Origin of the sequence: Actinomycetospora sp. NBC_00405 (assembly GCF_036044095.1) — a bacterium.
GTDB lineage: Bacteria > Actinomycetota > Actinomycetes > Mycobacteriales > Pseudonocardiaceae > Actinomycetospora > Actinomycetospora callitridis.
In genome coordinates this window covers 2,492,741-2,509,975 of sequence record NZ_CP107938.1, presented here as the reverse complement: position 1 = coordinate 2,509,975, position 17,235 = coordinate 2,492,741, and the positions used below count along the sequence as shown (strand labels likewise).

The 17,235-nt window shown below is 75.1% G+C and carries 17 protein-coding genes; 5 read left to right on the top strand and 12 right to left on the bottom strand.

Going from position 1 to position 17,235, the window contains the following annotated elements; translation table 11 throughout:
* Positions 1–40: 40 nt before the first annotated feature.
* Positions 41–1,654: a flavin-containing monooxygenase gene (locus OG774_RS12365; protein WP_328309805.1), complete on the bottom strand. Its 1,614-nt coding sequence runs from the start codon at positions 1,652–1,654 to the stop codon at positions 41–43.
* 39 nt (positions 1,655–1,693) lie between these two features.
* Positions 1,694–3,055, bottom strand: a complete 1,362-nt coding sequence (locus OG774_RS12360) for an FAD-binding oxidoreductase (protein ID WP_328309803.1) — start codon at positions 3,053–3,055, stop codon at positions 1,694–1,696.
* A 71-nt stretch (positions 3,056–3,126) separates the two neighbouring features.
* Between OG774_RS12360 and OG774_RS12355 the strand changes: the two genes are divergently transcribed.
* Both OG774_RS12355 and OG774_RS12350 read left to right on the top strand, forming a co-directional pair.
* A complete protein-coding gene (locus OG774_RS12355; protein WP_328309801.1) occupies positions 3,127–3,681 on the top strand; it encodes a dihydrofolate reductase family protein in 555 nt (184 codons plus the stop codon).
* 11 nt (positions 3,682–3,692) lie between these two features.
* Positions 3,693–4,493 (top strand): siderophore-interacting protein, encoded by an 801-nt coding sequence (locus OG774_RS12350; RefSeq protein WP_328309799.1) that lies wholly within the window; start codon positions 3,693–3,695, stop codon positions 4,491–4,493.
* Between the two features lie 41 nt (positions 4,494–4,534).
* Here OG774_RS12350 and OG774_RS12345 read toward each other — a convergent pair whose 3' ends face one another.
* From OG774_RS12345 to OG774_RS12315, 7 genes are read right to left on the bottom strand one after another with little or no spacing between them, the layout of a single operon-like run.
* Entirely contained in the window at positions 4,535–4,921 is a 387-nt protein-coding gene (locus OG774_RS12345; RefSeq protein WP_274193118.1) for a hypothetical protein, read from the bottom strand.
* Entirely contained in the window at positions 4,914–5,285 is a 372-nt protein-coding gene (locus OG774_RS12340) for a hypothetical protein (protein WP_328309795.1), read from the bottom strand. The genes OG774_RS12345 and OG774_RS12340 overlap by 8 nt, the downstream gene beginning before the upstream one ends.
* Positions 5,286–5,317: 32 nt before the next feature.
* Positions 5,318–5,575, bottom strand: coding sequence for an acyl carrier protein (locus tag OG774_RS12335; RefSeq protein WP_328309793.1), 258 nt, complete (start codon positions 5,573–5,575; stop codon positions 5,318–5,320).
* Between the two features lie 2 nt (positions 5,576–5,577).
* Complete coding sequence (locus OG774_RS12330; protein WP_328309791.1) at positions 5,578–7,152, bottom strand: amino acid adenylation domain-containing protein; 1,575 nt, start codon at positions 7,150–7,152, stop codon at positions 5,578–5,580.
* Positions 7,149–8,192: an LLM class flavin-dependent oxidoreductase gene (locus tag OG774_RS12325; RefSeq protein WP_328309789.1), complete on the bottom strand. Its 1,044-nt coding sequence runs from the start codon at positions 8,190–8,192 to the stop codon at positions 7,149–7,151. Before OG774_RS12325 ends, OG774_RS12330 begins: the two co-directional genes overlap by 4 nt.
* Positions 8,189–9,298, bottom strand: a complete 1,110-nt coding sequence (locus OG774_RS12320; RefSeq protein ID WP_328309787.1) for a GNAT family N-acetyltransferase — start codon at positions 9,296–9,298, stop codon at positions 8,189–8,191. The genes OG774_RS12325 and OG774_RS12320 overlap by 4 nt, the downstream gene beginning before the upstream one ends.
* Complete coding sequence (locus tag OG774_RS12315; protein ID WP_328309785.1) at positions 9,295–11,055, bottom strand: carbamoyltransferase family protein; 1,761 nt, start codon at positions 11,053–11,055, stop codon at positions 9,295–9,297. The genes OG774_RS12320 and OG774_RS12315 overlap by 4 nt, the downstream gene beginning before the upstream one ends.
* A 276-nt stretch (positions 11,056–11,331) precedes the next feature.
* Between OG774_RS12315 and OG774_RS12310 the strand changes: the two genes are divergently transcribed.
* The gene (locus OG774_RS12310) at positions 11,332–12,984 is read left to right on the top strand and encodes an ABC-ATPase domain-containing protein (RefSeq protein WP_328309783.1); all 1,653 of its coding nucleotides are present in this window, start codon (positions 11,332–11,334) and stop codon (positions 12,982–12,984) included.
* A gap of 50 nt (positions 12,985–13,034) precedes the next feature.
* Here OG774_RS12310 and OG774_RS12305 read toward each other — a convergent pair whose 3' ends face one another.
* Positions 13,035–13,553, bottom strand: coding sequence for a L,D-transpeptidase (locus OG774_RS12305; RefSeq protein ID WP_328309781.1), 519 nt, complete (start codon positions 13,551–13,553; stop codon positions 13,035–13,037).
* A 231-nt stretch (positions 13,554–13,784) separates the two neighbouring features.
* On the opposite strand from OG774_RS12305, the gene ligD reads away from it, so the two are divergent.
* On the top strand, positions 13,785–14,774 hold the full coding sequence (gene ligD, locus OG774_RS12300) for a non-homologous end-joining DNA ligase (RefSeq protein ID WP_328309779.1): 990 nt from the start codon (positions 13,785–13,787) through the stop codon (positions 14,772–14,774).
* A 105-nt stretch (positions 14,775–14,879) separates the two neighbouring features.
* Here the strand turns inward: ligD and OG774_RS12295 are convergent, their stop codons facing one another.
* Positions 14,880–15,626 (bottom strand): putative protein N(5)-glutamine methyltransferase, encoded by a 747-nt coding sequence (locus OG774_RS12295; RefSeq protein WP_328309778.1) that lies wholly within the window; start codon positions 15,624–15,626, stop codon positions 14,880–14,882.
* A complete protein-coding gene (locus OG774_RS12290; RefSeq protein ID WP_328309776.1) occupies positions 15,623–16,495 on the bottom strand; it encodes a 3-keto-5-aminohexanoate cleavage protein in 873 nt (290 codons plus the stop codon). Before OG774_RS12290 ends, OG774_RS12295 begins: the two co-directional genes overlap by 4 nt.
* A 52-nt stretch (positions 16,496–16,547) precedes the next feature.
* Between OG774_RS12290 and OG774_RS12285 the strand changes: the two genes are divergently transcribed.
* Positions 16,548–17,234 (top strand): RraA family protein, encoded by a 687-nt coding sequence (locus OG774_RS12285; RefSeq protein WP_328309774.1) that lies wholly within the window; start codon positions 16,548–16,550, stop codon positions 17,232–17,234.
* Position 17,235: the final 1 nt, after the last annotated feature.

Genomic DNA, 17,235 nt, shown 5'->3' with positions numbered 1-17,235 from the left:
CAGCGCCCTCGGGGTCGGGAGTCGCCCGCACGCGCTGATGTCAGGCGCTGGCCCGCTCGTGCCGCGCCCGCAGCGCGAACCCGGGGTAGCCGGCGGCCGCCTCGGCGTCGCACATCTCGCGGTAGCGCGCGAAGCCGCCGGCGTAGGGCAGGAACACCCGGGGCTTGCCCGGCACGTTCGCGCCGAGGTACCAGGAGCTCGCCGCCTGCGGCAGCAGCGTCGCGTCGGCCGCCTCGCGCACGTGCTCCGCCCAGCGGGCCTGCGCCTCGGGCGTCGGCTCGGCCTCGAGGTCGTGGTCGCGCAGGTGCCCGAGGAGGTCCGCGATCCAGTCGACGTGCTGCTCGATCGACGTCGGCATGTTGGTGAGCACCGACGGACTGCCCGGCCCGGTGATCGTGAAGAGGTCCGGGAAGCCCGCGACGCCGAGCCCGAGGTAGGTGGTGGCGCCCTCGGCCCACGCGTCGGCGAGCGACTGCCCTCCCGTGCCCCGGATCCCGAGCCGCAGCAGCGGCCCCGAGAGGGCGTCGAAGCCCGTGGCGAACACCAGGACGTCGAGGGGGTGCTCCGCGCCCGACGTGAGCCGCACCCCGTCCGGGGTGATCGCCGCGATCGGGTCGGCGCGGACGTCGACCAGGGACACGTTCGCCCGGTTGTAGGTCTCGAAGTAGCCCGTGTCGATCGGCGGGCGCTTGGTGGCGAACGGGTGGTCGCGCGGTGTCAGCGCCTCAGCGGTGACGGCGTCGTCCACCGTCTCGTGGATCTTCACACGGAGGAAGTCGGAGGTCTCTTCGTTGACGGCGGGGTCGGTGAGCACGTCGCGCACGGCCGCCCGGAAGCGCAGGCCGCCCCGCTCCCAGGCCCGCTCGAGGAGGGCCCGCCGCTCGTCGTCGGGCAGGGCGAGGGTGTCGACGTCGCTGACGACGAAGGGGTGCCCGTTGGTGGAGGCCTGCTGGAGCTCGCGGATGGCGGCGTAGTCGGCCTTGTAGCCCGCGGCCTCCTCCGGCGCGAGCGCGGCGTTGCGGGCGGGGATCGAGAAGTTCGCGGTGCGCTGGAAGACGGTGAGGTGCCCGGCCGACTCGGCGAGCACCGGGATGGCCTGGATGCCGGTGGACCCGGTGCCGACCACCCCGACCCGTCGGCCGGCGACGTCCACGCCCTCGTGCGGCCACTGTCCCGTGTGGTGCCACTCGCCGGCGAAGGACTCGAGGCCCGGGATGTCGGGCACGTTCGCCGACGACAGGCAGCCGACGGCGGTGACCAGCCAGCGGCACGTCCAGCGTCCGCCGTCCTCGGTGTCGATCACCCAGCGGTCGCCGTCGTGGGCGGCCGACACGACCGTCGTCGAGAACGAGATGTCGCGCCGCAGGTCGAAGCGGTCGGCCACGTGCTCGAGGTAGGACAGGATCTCCGCCTGGCCGGGGTAGCGCTCGCTCCAGTCCCACTCCTGCTCGAGCTCGGAGGAGAAGGCGTAGCAGTAGTAGTAGCTCTCGGAGTCGCACCGGGCGCCCGGGTACCGGTTCCAGTACCAGGTGCCGCCGACGCCCTCGGCGGCCTCGAGCCCGTGGACCGAGAGGCCGCGCTCGCGCAGGCGGTGGATCGTGTAGAGCCCGGCGAAGCCGGCCCCGATGACGACGACGTCGGGATCGTTGGCCACGCTCACGAGTGTCGGTCGCCACGCCGCGCGGGACAACCGTCAGCGCAGCGAGCAGCCCGGGTTCAGCGTGCCCTCCGGGTCCAGCGCGGCCCGCACGCGCCGCAGGACGTCCAGCGCGCCCGGGTCGCCGAGCGCGGCGAGGTGGTGGGCCTTCGCGCGCCCGACCCCGTGCTCGCCCGACACCGCGCCGCCCAGCGCGATCCCGGCGGCGAACACCCCGTGCAGCGTCACCGCCAGCTGCTCCGCATCGGGCTGGAACACCGCGAGGTGCACGTTCCCGTCCCCGGCGTGGCCGCAGCCCAGCACCCGCGAGCCGTGGGCGTCCCCGACGGCGCGGGCCCGCCCGAGGAACGCCGCCATCGCCGACCGGGGCACGACGAGGTCGACGATCTCGTCGGCGCCCGCCGCCTTGACCGCCCAGAACGCCTTCTCCCGCGCCTCGACCAGCCGCCGCGCCGACCCCGCGGGCAGGTCGAAGACCTCCGCGGCGCCGAGCGCGGACAGGGTGTCGGCGAGCTCCTCGGCGTCCTCGTCGACCCGTTCCACGCGGCGCCCGGCGAGCTCGACGAGCAGGTGGTCGGCGTCCACGAGGTCCTCGGGCAGGCCGAGGGTCAGGTCGGCGGCGGCGCAGACCGCGCGCATGGTCGGGCCGTCGAGGTACTCGCACACCGTCGGCGCGAGTCCCGCGCCGACGATGCGCCCGACCGCGGCGGTGACGGCGTCGGCGGACCGGAAGGGTGCCAGCACCGTGCGCCGGGCGGGCAGGTGCGGGTGCAGGCGCACGATCACCTCGGTGACCAGCGCGAGCGTGCCCTCCGAGCCGATGAGCAGCTGGGTGAGGTCGTACCCCGAGGAGATCTTCGCGAGCCGCCCGCCGGTGCGCACCACCGTCCCGTCGGCGAGCACCGCCTCGAGCCCCAGCACGTGCGCGCGGGTGACCCCGTAGCGCACCGCGCGCATGCCGCCGGCGTTGGTGGCGACGGTGCCGCCGAGCGACGCCGACTGCTCGCCGGGGTGCACGGGGTAGGTCAGCCCGTGCTCGCCCGCGGCGGCGTCGAGGACGTCGAGCGCCACCCCCGGCTGCACCACGGCGACGGCGTCGACGGGGTCGATCTCGAGGATCCGGTCCATGCGGCTGAACGACAGGAGCACCGCGCCGTCGTCGGGGGTCGCGGCGCCCGAGAGGCCGGTGCCCGCCCCCCGCGCGGTGACGGACACGCCGGCGGCCCGCGCGGCGCGGACGACGGCGACGACCTCGTCGCGGTCCGCGGGCCACACGACGTACGCGGGCTTGCCGGGCGGGACCCCGAGCGCCTCGTCGGCGCACAGGTCGGCCACCGACGGGTCGTCACCCGGGATCACGTGCTCGGCGCCGACGGCGTCGGCGAGCGCCTGGAACATCCCCGTGTCCTAGCACGATCCGCTACGCTCCGAACCGGTTGCGAAATGCAATCGGAACGAGGAGGCGTCGCATGGGCCGCTTGATGTACTCGATGATGACGACGCTCGACGGCTACACCGCGGACGCCGACGGCGACTTCGGCTGGGGCATCGAGCAGGACATGGAGCTGCACCGCTACTTCGAGGAGCTGATGCGCCCCGTCCGCACCTTCCTCTACGGCCGCCGGATGTACGAGACCATGGTCTTCTGGGAGACCGCCCACGAGCTGCCCGACGAGCCGCCCGAGATGGCCGAGTTCGCCCGGACCTGGCAGGCGACCGACAAGATCGTGTTCTCGAAGACGCTGGACACCGTGTCCAGTGCCCGGACCACGATCGCCCGCGAGCTCGATCCCGACGCGATCCGGGCGCTCAAGGAGGCCGGCGACCTCACCGTCGACGGCCCGGGCCTCGCCGCGGCGGCGCTCGCGGCCGGGGTGGTCGACGAGATCAGGCCGATCGTCCTGCCCGTCGTGGTCGGGGGCGGGACGCGCTTCCTCCCCGACCGCGTCCGTCTCGACCTCGAGCTCGTCGAGGAACGGCGCTTCGCCAGCGGGGCGGTCCACCTGCGCTACCGGACTCGTTAACGTCTCGGGCCATGGTGGTCCGCGACGCCCCGGTCGTCTCGCACGTCGAGCACTCCGAGCACGCCCGGCGGCCGCGGCGCGTCGAGGTGGTCGAGGTGCTCGACGTGACCCCGCGGATGCGCCGCGTGCGCCTCGCCGGCGACCTGCACGACCTGCCGGTCACCGGGCCGACCGACCACGCCAAGCTCTTCTTCCCGCCGGCGCCGGGGGAGGAGCCGCCGGAGCCGCGGCTGACCGCGCGCGGGCTGGCCGCCCCGCCGGCGGGGACGTCCCGGCCCTACCGGGAGTACACGCTGCGCCGTCACGACCCCGCCGCGGGCACCGTCGACGTCGACCTGGTGCGCCACGGCGGCGGGCTCGCCGGGACGTGGGCCGAGGACCCGCGCGGGGCCCTGTGGCTCTACGGGCCCCGCTCGAGCGCGTCGGTCGCGGCGCGGGACTGGTACCTGCTCGGGGGTGACGAGACGGCCCTGCCCGCGCTCGCCCGCTGGCTCGACCAGCTGCCCCCGGTGCCGGTCACCGTCGCGGTCGAGGTCGCCGACGCCGCCGAGGAGGCCTACCTCGCCGACGTCCCGTCGCACGTCACCGTGCACTGGCGCCACCGCGACGGGGCCCCGGCGGGCACCACGGGCCTGCTCGACGACGTCGTCGCGGGTTTCACGCCGCCGCCGGGCGAGGGCTTCGCGTGGATGGGGGCCGAGGCGGGCGAGCTGCGCCCGGTCCGGCGGCGCCTGCGGGCGATCCTGCCGAGCGCCGCGGTCGACCTCGACGGCTACTGGCGCCGCGGCGTGGCGGGTACGGGGCTGGGCTGACCGGCCCACGTGAGTGATGTTCACGGCGATAGCCGGGAACATCACTCACGTACGCGACCGATCCAGAGCAGGCCCAGGATCGGCAGGATCACGGGGACGAAGCCGTAGCCGACGCCGAAGTCCGACCAGACGGTCGGGTCGGGGAAGTCCTCGGGCCGCAGCAGGGACAGCGTGCCGATCCCGAGGACGCCGACGAGCTCCACCACGACCGCGACGAGCGCCACGCGCCGGGCCCCGCGGCCGAGGGCCACGGCCGCGACGAGGTAGACGGCCGCTGCGAACGCCGAGAGCAGGTAGGCCTCCGGCGCGCGCTCGAACTGCACCGCGATCTGGTAGATCGCCCGGGCGCCCGCGGAGATCGCGAACACCACGTAGACCACGAGCAGCACCCGGCCGGGGCCGGCCGACAGCGAGCGGGTCTCAGGCACCGGTCACCGTCCAGACCTGGCCCGTGCGCAGCGACAGCACCGCGAGCGTCACGCCCGCGACCGCGAGCACCACCGAGCCGTAGCGGGTGCGCTCGCCGTGGGCCAGCGCCGCGCCGATGGGCAGCACGACCAAGGTCGCGATCAGGTAGCCGACGATCTCGACGACGGCGCCCGCCGACCGCCCGCCCAGCACGACGAGCCCGACCACGAGCACGAGCGCCTGCACGAGTGCGACGGCCTCGAGCGCCAGCAGACCGATGCGGTGCGCCCTGGTCGGGGCCTGGCCGACGGCCGCGGACACCGCGCACCACAGCGCCCACGCCAGCGCGAGGGCGAGCACCGCGAAGGTGAGGCCGACGATCACGCGCGGCAGCCTACGAGCCGGTCATCCGGTGCTCAGCCCGTGACCCCGACCTCGGCGAGGAACGCGGCCATCGCGTCGACGCTGCGGAACCGCTCGATGTCGAAGTCGTCGAGCGGCAACCGGCACCCGAAGGTGTCCTCGATCCCGACGATCAGCGTCACCAGCGCCAGCGAGTCGATCAGGCCGTCGGCGACGAGATCGGTGTCGGACGAGGGCACCTCGACGCCGAGCCGGTCACGCACCAGGTCGATCAGCTGGTCGTGCACCGCTCCGGTGCTGGCGTCCGGCATGGTCAGCGTCCTCCTGTCGCCGCGCCCGCGGGGGTGAAGCGCTCCCGCAGCGCCGGGCGGTCGATCTTCCCGTTCACGTTGTGGGGCAGGTCGTCGAGCTCGGCCCACCGCGCGGGCACCATGTAGCGCGGCACGAGCTCCGCGACGGCGCTGCGCAGCTCGGTGGGCGGGAGCTCGTGGCCCTCCGCCACCGAGTAGGCGCAGCAGATCGTCGTGCCCTCGAAGCCGCCGGTGTCGACGCCGACCACGGCGCACTCCCGGATCCCGGCGACGGTGGCCAGCGCGGCCTCGATCTCCCCGAGCTCGATGCGGTACCCGCGGCTCTTGATCTGCGAGTCGGCGCGCCCGAGGAAGTGCACGACGCCGTCGACGTCGGCGCGTGCCAGGTCGCCGGTGCGGTAGAGCCGCTCGCCCGCGACGGGGTCGGCGCGGAACGCGGCCGCCGTCTTCTCCGGGTCACGCCAGTACCCGGGCGAGAGCCCGGCGCCGCCGATCCAGAGCTCGCCCGTCTCGCCGGCGGGCACCGGGGCCATGGCCTCGTCGAGGACGTGCAGCTCCTCGCCCTCGCACGCCCGCCCGATCGGCACCGGCAGGGTCTCGTCGGCGGGGACCTCGGGCACGTCGAAGAAGCTCGACGCGATCGTGGCCTCGGTGGGGCCGTAGAGGTTGGTGAACCGGACGTGGGGCAGCCGGCGCATCCACTGCGCGAGCACCGGCGTCGGCAGCACCTCGCCGCACCACAGGAGCCGCTCGAGGGCCGGGAAGTCGTCCTGGGCGACCGCGTCGAAGCGCGCGAGGTAGGTCAGCACGCTCGGCACCGAGAACCACTGGGTGAGCGCGCGGTCGCGGATGAACGACGCCGTGCCGCGCGGGTCGATGCCCAGTGACGCCGGGACGAGGTGCAGCTCGGCGCCCGCGGCGAGCGTGGCGTAGATGTCGAACGTCGACAGGTCGAAGTGCAGGGGCGGGTGCCCGGAGATCCGGTCGCCGGGCTTCGCGCCGAAATGGCGCAGCGCCCAGTCCACGAACGCGAGCACGGTGTCGTGGGTGATCATCACGCCCTTGGGCGCGCCGGTGGAGCCGGACGTGAAGAGCAGGTGGGCGAGGTCGGCGGGCGCCGCTCCGGGCGCGTCCGCGGGCGCCGCGAGCAGGTCGGCGCGGGTGAAGGCGGCCGGGGCGTCGTCGATCGCGCCGACCACCGGGAGCGGGCCGGGCAGCTCGGCGAGCACCTCGTCGAGCAGGGCCCGGGACCCGGCGTCGACCAGCACCACCTCGGGCTCCGCGGCGCCGATGATGCGCGCGACTCGCGAGGCCGGCCCGGCCGGGTCGACCGGCACGTAGGCGCCGCCTGCGCGCAGGGTCCCGATCAGCGCCGCGACCGTCCACGGCGCCTTCTCCGCGAGCACGCACACCCGCGCGCCCGGCGTCAGGCCGTGCGCGAGCAGCACGTGGGCGACCCGGTTCACCGCGGCGTCGAGCTCGGCGTAGGTCAGGGTCTCGTCCACGCCCACGAGCGCGGGCCGGTCGGCGTGCCGGTCGGCGGACGCGGCGAGCAGGTCCTGCAGGTGGCGGGTCATGCGCGGGCCGCCGCTCCGGCGCGGGCGAACACCTCGCCTGCGTGGCCGAGGTCCTCGGCCGCCGGCGGGATGTCGAGCACGAACACCTCGGTGCCCCACTCGACGTAGCGCGCGACCTCGGCGGCGACGCGGTCGTGCGAGCCCACGAGGTAGGGGCAGAACGACTGGTAGTTCTCGAACGGGCCGAGCCAGTAGGGCTCCGGCTCGGCGCCGAGGTCGGCCTGCGGCGCCGGGGCCGTGTCTCGTGCCGGATTCCGCGCGGCGGCCAGCTGGTGGTGCCAGTGCGAGTCCGAGACGCGCATGGCCATGGCGTGGGCGACCTGGCCGGCACGGTCGACCGGGAAGCGCTCGTGGGCCACGCGCCAGGCCTCGTCGGCGTCGTCGCGGGCGATGATGCCCATCCGGACGCCGCCGCCGGTGGGCGCGTCGGCGTCGGTGACCGAGCCCGCGCCGAGCGGCTCGGGGTAGCGGATCGGCGTCGCGCCGATCGCCTCGGCCGCGGCCCGGCCGGCGGGGGACGATCCGGAGATCAGCACCTCGGGCATGAGCTCGGGCGGCAGCGCCGGGGCCAGGCGCAGGTTGTGCACCTGGTGCCACCGCCCGTCGACCGTCACCGTCTCCCCGCGCAGCAGGGCCGTGAGGATCTGGGTGTACTCGACGGTCCGGGCGTAGCGGTCGTCGTGCTCGGTCTGGTCGCCGAGCGCGACGAGGTCGTTCTTGAACCCGCCCGCGAGCATGTTCAGGTGCACGGAGCGGCCGTGCAGGTACGCCAGCGAGGACACCATCGACGCCGCGGTGTACGGGTGCATGTACACCGGCTGGACCGCGACGAGCGGGGCGAGCCGCTGCGTCGCCGCGATCGCCGTCTGCGACACCAGCCACGGGTCGGCGATGCCGTTGTCGGTGTAGACGAGCATCCCCGCGCAGCCGGCCTCCTCGCTCCAGCGCGCGGTGGCGGCCACCGCGTCGAGGTAGTCGGCCGCCGGCACGTCCTTGGACTGCGGGCACGTCGAGTAGACCGTGAGTCCGGTCGGGGTCATGCGGCTTCCCTCCCACGCCAGAGCAGGTGGTGGCCCATCCACCACTCGCCGTCGAGCCGGGTCAGCAGCGTGTCGTCGGCGTCGAGCGCCGCGAGCACGCCGGTGTCGTCGGAGTCCACCAGGGCCCAGGCGCTCGGCCGGACCACGCAGCGGCGCCGGCGCACCGCGTCGGCGAGCGACGGCTCGAGCCGTCCCGCCACCGCCGCCGCGCCGCGCGCGTCGGCCTCGGCGATGAGGTGGTCGAGCACCGGGCCCGGGTCGGGACCGGTGGCCGCGAGCTGCTGGACCTGGGCGATCCCGCCCGTGGGCACGAACGCCACGTACCAGCCGAGCACCCGGCCGTTGCGGCCGCGCACCAGGCGGCGCAGCACCTCGCCGCGGACCGGGGCGACCGCGTCGAGCTCGGTGAACAGCCCCGCCAGGTACCGCTCGTCGTAGTCCGGGTGCAGCCGCCAGTGCCGCGGCGCCGAGGTCGTCTGCTCGAGCAGGGCCTCGACGGTCAGGGGCTCGGCGGTGACGTCCGGGTCCGGCGCCGGGGCCGGGCGGGCGCCGATGCGGGGGACCCGCCGCGCGAGCGCGTCCAGCCCACCGCCGACGCTGCGCAGCGGACCGGGGACGGGGCGCCCGCGCTCGCCGAGCAGCGACGCGACCGTCGAGGTCGGGCGCAGCACGCGGTACCAGCCGAACGACGGCGCCGTGCGGACCCGGCCGCGCAGCGTGCGCCAGATCTGGCGCATGTAGTCGGTGGCCCCGTCGGTGATCGTGAGGTCCTGCGGGCCCTGCATGTACGTACGGGTCAGCAGCGCCCCGATGCCGGGGTTCGACGGCTCGGCGACGAGGTGACCGGAGCAGCCCACGCGCAGCGCCCGGCCGTCGAGCCGCACCCGGCGCGGGTACGAGCCGAGGAAGCCGATGATCGCGCCGTCGCCCCCTTCGGCGACCAGCGGCGGGATGTCCGGGTCGGTCCACACGGCGTCCAGGCAGAGACGCTCGAGGTAGCCGGCGAGCGGCGCAGGCGGTGTGGCCCCGCCCGATCGGGCGACGCGCTCGTAGAGCGAGGCGACGGCGGGCAGGTCCTCGCGCGTCAGGGGTCGGATCGCGCTCATGCGGTGCTGTGTGTCCCCTCGACGACGTACCCCTCGATGTAGAGGCGGTCGAGCGCGATGCCGGCGAAGGTGTCGAGCGCCGTGCACGGATCCATGATCAGCGGCTGACCCTTGACGTTGAACGACGTGTTGACGACGACGCCGGCCCCGGTGCGGGCCCTGACCTCGCGCAGCAGCCGGGCGAAGCCGGGGGCGAGGTCGTCGCGCACGGTCTGGATCCGCGCCGAGTCGTCGGCGTGCACGATGCCCTCGACCACGGTGCGCGCCTCGGGCCGGACCTGCGCGGTGCAGAGCATGTAGCGGTCGGGCTCGAAGCCGCGGGTGACGAAGAGGCGGTCGACGTCCTCGTCGAGCACCGCGGGGGCGAACGGGCGGAACGCCTCGCGGAACTTCACCGCCCCGTTGATCCGCTCCTTGATCCGGTCGCCGTCGGGGCGGGCGAGGATCGAGCGGTTCCCCAGCGCCCGGGGCCCGAACTCCATGCGCCCGTCGAACCAGGCGACGATCCGGTCGGCCGCGATGTCCGCGGCGGCCCCGGCGAAGTACTCCGCGGTCACGCCGACGTGGGTCCACCGCAGGTCGGGGCGGGCCTCGAGGGCCGCGCGCACCTCGTCGGGGTCGTAGCGCGGGCCCAGGTAGGGGTCGAACGCGCCGGTGACCGGGGCGAGCCCGCCGCCCTCGCCGCGGGCGACGTGCCAGGCGGCGCCCAGCGCGGTGCCGTCGTCGCCGGAGGCGGGCTGGACGAACATCGCGTCCACACCGGGCAGGGCGGCGATCGACTGGTTGGACTTGCAGTTGAGGAAGGTCCCGCCGGCGAGGCACAGCTTCCGCTCGCCGGTGCGCTCGAGCCACACGGAGGTGAGCTCGACGAGCAGGGTCGTCAGGCGCTCCTGCAGGGCGGCGGCGAAGTCGGCCTCGTCGCGGTGGATGTCGCCGTCCGGCGTCCGCGGGGTGAACGAGGCCTCGGCCAGGAACGCGCGGGCGTGCGGGTAGCCCTGCTCGGCGTCGGCGAGGCCGTTCGTCGGCCAGTCGATGGTGACCGTGCCGCGGTCGGCGTCGACGCGGGCGAGCTTCTCGAACACCGGCCGGAAGCGTTCGGGGTCGCCGTACGGGGCGAGCCCCATGACCTTGTACTCGTCGTTGTTGAACTGGAAGCCGAGGAACCGGGTGGCGATCGAGTAGAGGATGCCCAGCGAGGACGCGATCGGCGTGGTGTGCAGCCGCTCGAGCGTCCCGTCGACGGCCCGGAACACCGAGAGCGACTCGGTCTCGCCCATGCCGTCGCTGACGATGCACAGCGCGCGGTCGAACCCGCTCGGTACCAGGGCGGACTCGGCGTGCGCCTCGTGGTGGCGCACGGGGCGGAAGCGCTCGGTCACGCGGGTCCAGCCCAGGCCGGTGAGCCCGTCGATCACGGTGGCGCTCGAGTACACCTCGTCGAACGGCGCGCCGGTGATCTCGAAGGCGCGGCGGTGGCGGTCGTAGTCGAAGCCGTGGGCGATCAGGTCGACGTCGTCCGGCGTGACCCCGGCCTCGCGCAGGCACCACGCGATCGCCTGCTCGGGCAGGCGCCCCGTGCCCTTCTCGCCGGTGAACCGCTCCTCGGACGCGGCGGCGACCAGACGGCCGTCGACGACGAGCGCCGCGGCGCTGTCGAGGCCCTGGACGATCCGCTCGTCGAGCGGCGAGAGGTCGGGGTGGGTGCGGCGCAGGTGCTCCTGCGCGCGCGGCAGGCCGGAGAGACCCAGGACGATCACGGAGCTTCCCCTCGGTCTTGCGAACACGACGTTGTGAGCGTTTCCACTATCGCGTGGGGGTCGGACTCTGTGCGTCCGGGGGGTGGCCCGTGGAACGGCCAGGGGCTGCGCCGGGTGACCGGACGGGACGGACCGGACGTTCCGGGCGACAGATCACACGCTCGGACCAACGGTCTGCGCACGGAATCCACGGTGCCCGGGCGCCGGTCGGACGGGCGTGAGGCGGGGCCCGAGGGTGGGGCGTGACGGGGGCGCGGGACGGGCACACTCCCGGCCATGGCTCCCCGCGACGATCTCGCAGCGTCCCTGCGCTCGATGGACGGCGCCAGCTACGGCCGCTACAAGTCGCTGTCGGGGCGGTGGGACGTCGCCGGCCTGGACCTCGAGGTCCTGCGCGTCCAGGCCGACCCGTTCGCGCCGCCGAGCCGGGTGCGGCTGACCGTCCACGACGCCGGCCTGCCCGCGGACCTGTGGTCGACCGCCGACCGTCGACGCGCCCTCGCGTCGTTCCTGCTCCGTGGCCTGCGCCGCTCGCTGCGCGGTACGCCGGTGAACGTCGACGCGGGCGGCCCCGAGGTCCTCGAGCGCAGCGCGGGCACGGTCCGTGACGACGGGACCGTGGTCCTCGAGGTCGGCGTCCCGTTCCCCGGGCCGAAGCGCCGGATCCTCGGGCGCGAGGCGGCGACCCTGCTGGGGGAGACGCTCCCGACCGCGGTGCGCGAGGCGGTCCACTCGGCCGACCACGCGGCGGCGCGGGCGTTCGTCGAGACCGTCGAGGACGCCGTGGCGCTGCGGGCGGCGCTCGCCGGGCGCGGGCTCGTCGGGTTCGTGGCGGACGGGGCCGTGCTGCCGCGGCGCAGCGGCGTCGACGACCGGCCCCTCGACGGCGCGACGCCGTTCGGCGGGCCGTCCTCGTTGCGGGTGACGCTCACGGCACCGAACGCCGGGGAGGTGAGCGGCCTCGGGGTGCCCGAGGGCGTCACGCTGATCGTCGGCGGCGGCTACCACGGCAAGTCGACGCTGCTGCGCGCGCTGGAGGCCGGCGTCTACGACCACGTTCCGGGCGACGGCCGCGAGCAGGTGGTCACCCGGCCGGACGCGGTGAAGCTGCGCGCCGAGGACGGGCGCGCGGTGACCCACGACGACGTGTCCGCGTTCGTCGCGCACCTGCCCTCCGGCGAGCCGACCGACGACTTCTCCACCACGAACGCCTCCGGCTCGACGAGCCAGGCCGCGTCGACCGTCGAGGCGGTGGAGGCGGGCGCCGACGTGCTGCTGATCGACGAGGACACGTCGGCGACCAACATGATGATCCGCGACGCGCGGATGCAGCAGCTGATCGCGACCGAGCCGCTGGTGCCGTTCGTCGAGCGCGTCCGCCCCCTGCACGCCGAGCACGGGGTGTCGACGGTGCTGGTGATGGGCGGGTCCGGCGACTACCTCGGCGTCGCCGACACCGTGATCATGATGGACGCCTACCGCGCGTCGGACGTCACCGCGCAGGCCCACGAGATCGCCGCGTCCGGGCCGTCGCGCACCGTGGAGCACACCGGCTTCCCGGCGGTGACGCCGCGCGTCGTCGACCCGGCCTCGCTGGACCCGACGGCGAAGGGCAAGCGGCGGGTCACCGCGCGGGGGCGCGACCGGCTGAGCTTCGGCGAGGACGACATCGACCTCTCGGCGGTGGAGCAGATCGCCGACCGCTCGCAGGTCGCCGGCATCGGGCGCGCGCTCGCGCTGCTCGGCGACGGCGTGCTCGACGGGACGATCACGCTCGCCGAGGGCCTGGATCTGCTCGACGCCGAGCTCGACCGCCGCGGCACCGAGGCGCTGCTCGACGGCCGGTCCGAGGACGTCGCCCGCCCCCGCCGCCACGAGGTCGCGGCCGCCCTCAACCGCCTGCGTTCGATGCGCCTCCGGCGCACGTGAGTGATCTGGGTCGTCCCGACGACCCAGATCACTCACGTGGCCGCAGGCCCTCAGGGGACGATCTGGACCCGGTCGTAGACGTTCAGCCCGTTGAAGAAGGCCTGGGCGTCGGGGTCGGCCATGCGCACGCAGCCCGCGGACTGGCGGGCGGGGTCGCCGCCGTGGAACGCGCGGCCGTTGTTGTCGAAGAACACCGACCACGGCATGCGCGCGTTGTTGTACTCCTTGGAGAGGTGGACCTCCTCCTTGCGCTGCACGGCGAACATGCCGACCGGGGTCTCGCTGCCCGGGGCGCCGTGGTTCATCCGCACGGGGCCGCGCAGGATCGTCCCCTTGCCGTCGGAGAGCCACGCCTCGTTGGTGGACAGGCGCGCGCAGGCCTTGACGTTGTCCTCGCACGGCATGGCCGCGACCGGCACCGCCATCGCGACCGCCCCGACACCGCCGATGCCCGCGAGGGCGGTCAGTCCGAGTCCCAGGGCCGCGGCGCGTCTGCCGACCCGACGTCCGACCCGACGAGCGCCCTCACGCGCCTCGGTCCGGACGTCCATCCACGTGTGCCGACCCACCCTGCTCCTCTCGACGGGGCACCGCTGCGCGGCGCCTCCCTCTCAACGGCACCGGGGTCGACACGGACGAGTGGTCTGTCCGGGTGGTCCCTCGCGGTGACCGTCCGGTCGCTCTCCGTGCTGATCTCGGCTGCCGGGCGGAAACTCTCTCATCCGCGACGGCCTCCGCGGGGACCCCCCGCCCCGCGTGTGGCGCTTGCCCGGTGTGCCCCTGAGCAGGAAAGTGACGCCGTGGCCGCAACGGGATCCCGTGGGCGCGGGGCCGACAGCACGGGCGAGGAGCGCGACGGCGTCGCGCTCACGAACCTCGACCAGGAGCTGTTCGCCGGGGCGGGCGTGACCAAGCGCGAGCTCGTCGACTACCTCGACGTCATGGCGCCGCGGCTGCTGCCCGCGCTCGCAGGCCGGCCGCTGTCCGTGGTGCGGGCGCTGCGCGGGCAGAAGCCCTTCATGCAGAAGAACGTCCCCAAGTACGCGCCGGACTTCGTGCGCACGGTGTCGTTCTGGGCCGAGTCGTCGCACCGCGAGGTGGCCTACGCCCTGTGCGACGACCGTCCGACGCTGCTGTGGTTCGCCAACCAGCGGGCCATCGAGTACCACCCGACGCTCACCCGCGCCGACGCGATGGGCACGCCCGAGCACCTCGTCCTCGACCTCGACCCGCCCGAGGACGCCGGGTTCGACGCGGTCGTGGCCGCCGCGCACCTCGTGCGCCGTGCGCTCGACGACGTGGGGCTCGCCGGCGTCGTGAAGACCACCGGGTCGAAGGGCGTGCACATCCTCGTGCCGCTGGCGCCCGGGCCGACCCACGAGGACGTCGCGGGCGCCACCCGCGCGCTCGCGGTGCACACCGAGCGCCTCGACCCGACGGTCGCGACGACGGCCTTCATCCGCGCCGACCGCGACGGCAAGGTGTTCGTCGACCCCACCCGCGCCGGCGGCTCGACGATCGCCGCGGTCTACAGCCCGCGCGTGCGCCCGGGCCTGCCGGTGTCGTTCCCGGTGACCTGGGACGAGCTCGACACCGTGGTGCCCTCGGAGATCACCGTCCGCACGGCCCCGGACCGCCCCGATCCCTGGTCCGACGTCATGTCCCGCCCGGCGCCCCAGGCGCTGCCGGAGGAGCTCGTCGCCGAGGGCCGCACCATCCCCGTCGCCCGCGTCCAGGCCATGCACGAGGGCAAGCGCCGCAAGCGCGCCGCGGAGAAGAACCCCGAGTAGTCGGTTCCGCTCGAGATCCAGGTCAGCGGCGGACCGTCGCTGACATTGAACGTCCGTAACGCCACGCACTCGCCACGCACTCGGTCGCGCCTCGCTCACTCAGCGTCAGTCGAGCACGCCGGCGACGACCGTCGCGTCGCGGTCGTCGTCGCGCGTCACGGTCACCGTGATCCCCGCCACCGCGAGCGCCTCGCGGGCCGCGCCGGCCTGGTGCTCGGCGCACTCGACGAGCAGGTGACCGCCCGGCCGCAGCCACGCCGGCGCCCCGAGAGCGAGCCGGCGCACCACGTCGATCCCGTCACCGCCGCCGTCGAGGGCGGCGCGGGGCTCGTGGTCGCGGGCCTCGGGGGGCATGTCCGCGAGCGCGTCGGTGGGCACGTACGGGGTGCTCGCGACGATCACGTCGACCCGCCCGGCGAGCGAGGCCGGCAGGGCGTCCAGGAGGTCACCGACGTGCACGCCCGCGGCCCCGGGCAGGTTCTCCCGCGCGCAGGCCACGGCTGCCGGGTCGACGTCGGTGGCGTGCAGCACGAGCGACGGCCGCGCCGCCAGCAGCGCCGCCCCGATCGCCCCGCTGCCGCAGCAGGCGTCGACGACGACCTCTCCGGGCAGCGCCAGCGCCTGCGCCACCAGGAACTCGCTGCGCCGCCGGGGCACGAACACCCCGGGCGCGACCCGCACGCGCAGCCCCGCGAACTCCGCCCACCCGAGCACCTGCTCCAGCGGCTCGCCGGCGACCCGCCGGGCCACCAGCGCCTCGACGTCCCCGGCGGACGACTCCAGCAACGCCGCCTCCTCCTCGGCGAACACGCACCCGGCGGCCCGCAGGCGGGTCACCACGGAGTCGGTCACAGACCCAGGATCCCGCGCGTCTCGGCGATCGTCGCCGGCCGGTGCCCGAGGTCGGCGAGCAGGGCGACGGCGTCGTCGACGAGCTCGGTGTTCGTCGGGGTCGACGACCCCGCGAAGTCCTCCAGGCCCACCCGCACGTGCCCGCCCTGGCGCACCGCGGTCTCGGCGAGCCCGCACGCGACGACGTCGCCGCCCAGCACCGCCACCGACCACGGCAGCCCCGACGGCTCGAGCATCTCGAGGTAGGCCTCCAGCGCGGTGGTGGTCGGCGGCAGCCCGAACTCCAGCGCGCCCCCGAAGTACAGCTTCACGATCGCGCCGGGCGGGACGCGCCCGTGGCGGTGCAGCGTGAGCGCCACCCGCAGGAAGCTCGGGTCGAAGACCGAGATCGACGGGCCGGTCCCGTGCGCCGCGCAGCGGGCGAACATGTGCTCGGTGTCGGCCAGGCTGTTCTGGTACGGCCCCGGCGCGGCGGCCTCGGCGACGACGCCGTCGCTGGTCAGGCCCAGGTTCACCGACCCGGGGTCCACCAACGAGAGCCCGCCCATCCCGCGGCGGGCGAGCTCCTCGTGGTGCGCCCAGCGCCGCTCGATCGGGATGCCCCGTGCCCCGGCGGCCATCGTCGCGTAGAGCAGCAGGTCGGGGTGCTGCGCGAGCACCGGCGTCCACGCCTCGACGTAGGGCTCGACCGGGTGCACGCCGTCGGCGACGAACATCGCCTCGTGGTGGTCGTGGGCGATGCTCGCCCCGCGGGCCACGCACGCGAGCATCTCGTCGGCGACCTCGGCGGGGGTCAGCGGCACGTGCGGGTTCACCGAGCGGGGCGTCGCCCCGTTGACGGCGACCTCGAGGATCACGGGAGACGTCACGCCGCTGAAGGATCGTCGCCCCGCGGCGCCGCGTCGAGCATCATGGCCGCCCGTGGACCACCCCCAGATCCGGGACGAGCTCAGCGCCGAGGAGCTGGGCCGCGTGCGCGCGCTCGCGACCTCCTCGCTGTGCGACGCCGACAAGACCCTCGCCCTGCCCGACCCCGCGATCCGGGCGATGGTGCCCGGCGTGCGGATGGCCGGGCCCGCCGTCACCGTCGTGGCCCCCGACGACCACCTGCCGGTGCTCCTCGCGGCGGGTGAGGCGGCGCCGGGCTCTGTGCTGGTCGTCGCCAACCCCCGCGGCGCGCGGGCGATCGCGGGCGAGCTCGTCACCGCCGAGGCGCGCCGCCGCGGCCTGGCCGGGATCGTCATCGACGGTTTCTGCCGCGACGTCGCCGGCCTGCGGACCCTCGGGTTGCCGGTGTTCGCCCGCGGGTCGACGCCGGCGTCGGGCACCGCGCGCGACCCGCGCGGGTTCGACGAGGGCACCGTCGCCCTCGGCGGGGTCGCCGTGCGGCCGGGCGACGTCGTGCTGGGTGACGACGACGGGCTCGCCGTCGCGACCCCCGACCAGCTGCGCGCCGCCCTGGCGGGCGCCGAGGAGATCGAGCGCGCCGAGGCCGCGGTGCTCGCCGGGCTCGGGCAGGGCCGCTCGCTCGCGGACCAGACCACGATCGCCGAGCACCGCGCCGCCCGCGCCGCCGGACGGGAGTCGAGCCTCGGGTTCACGGTATGAG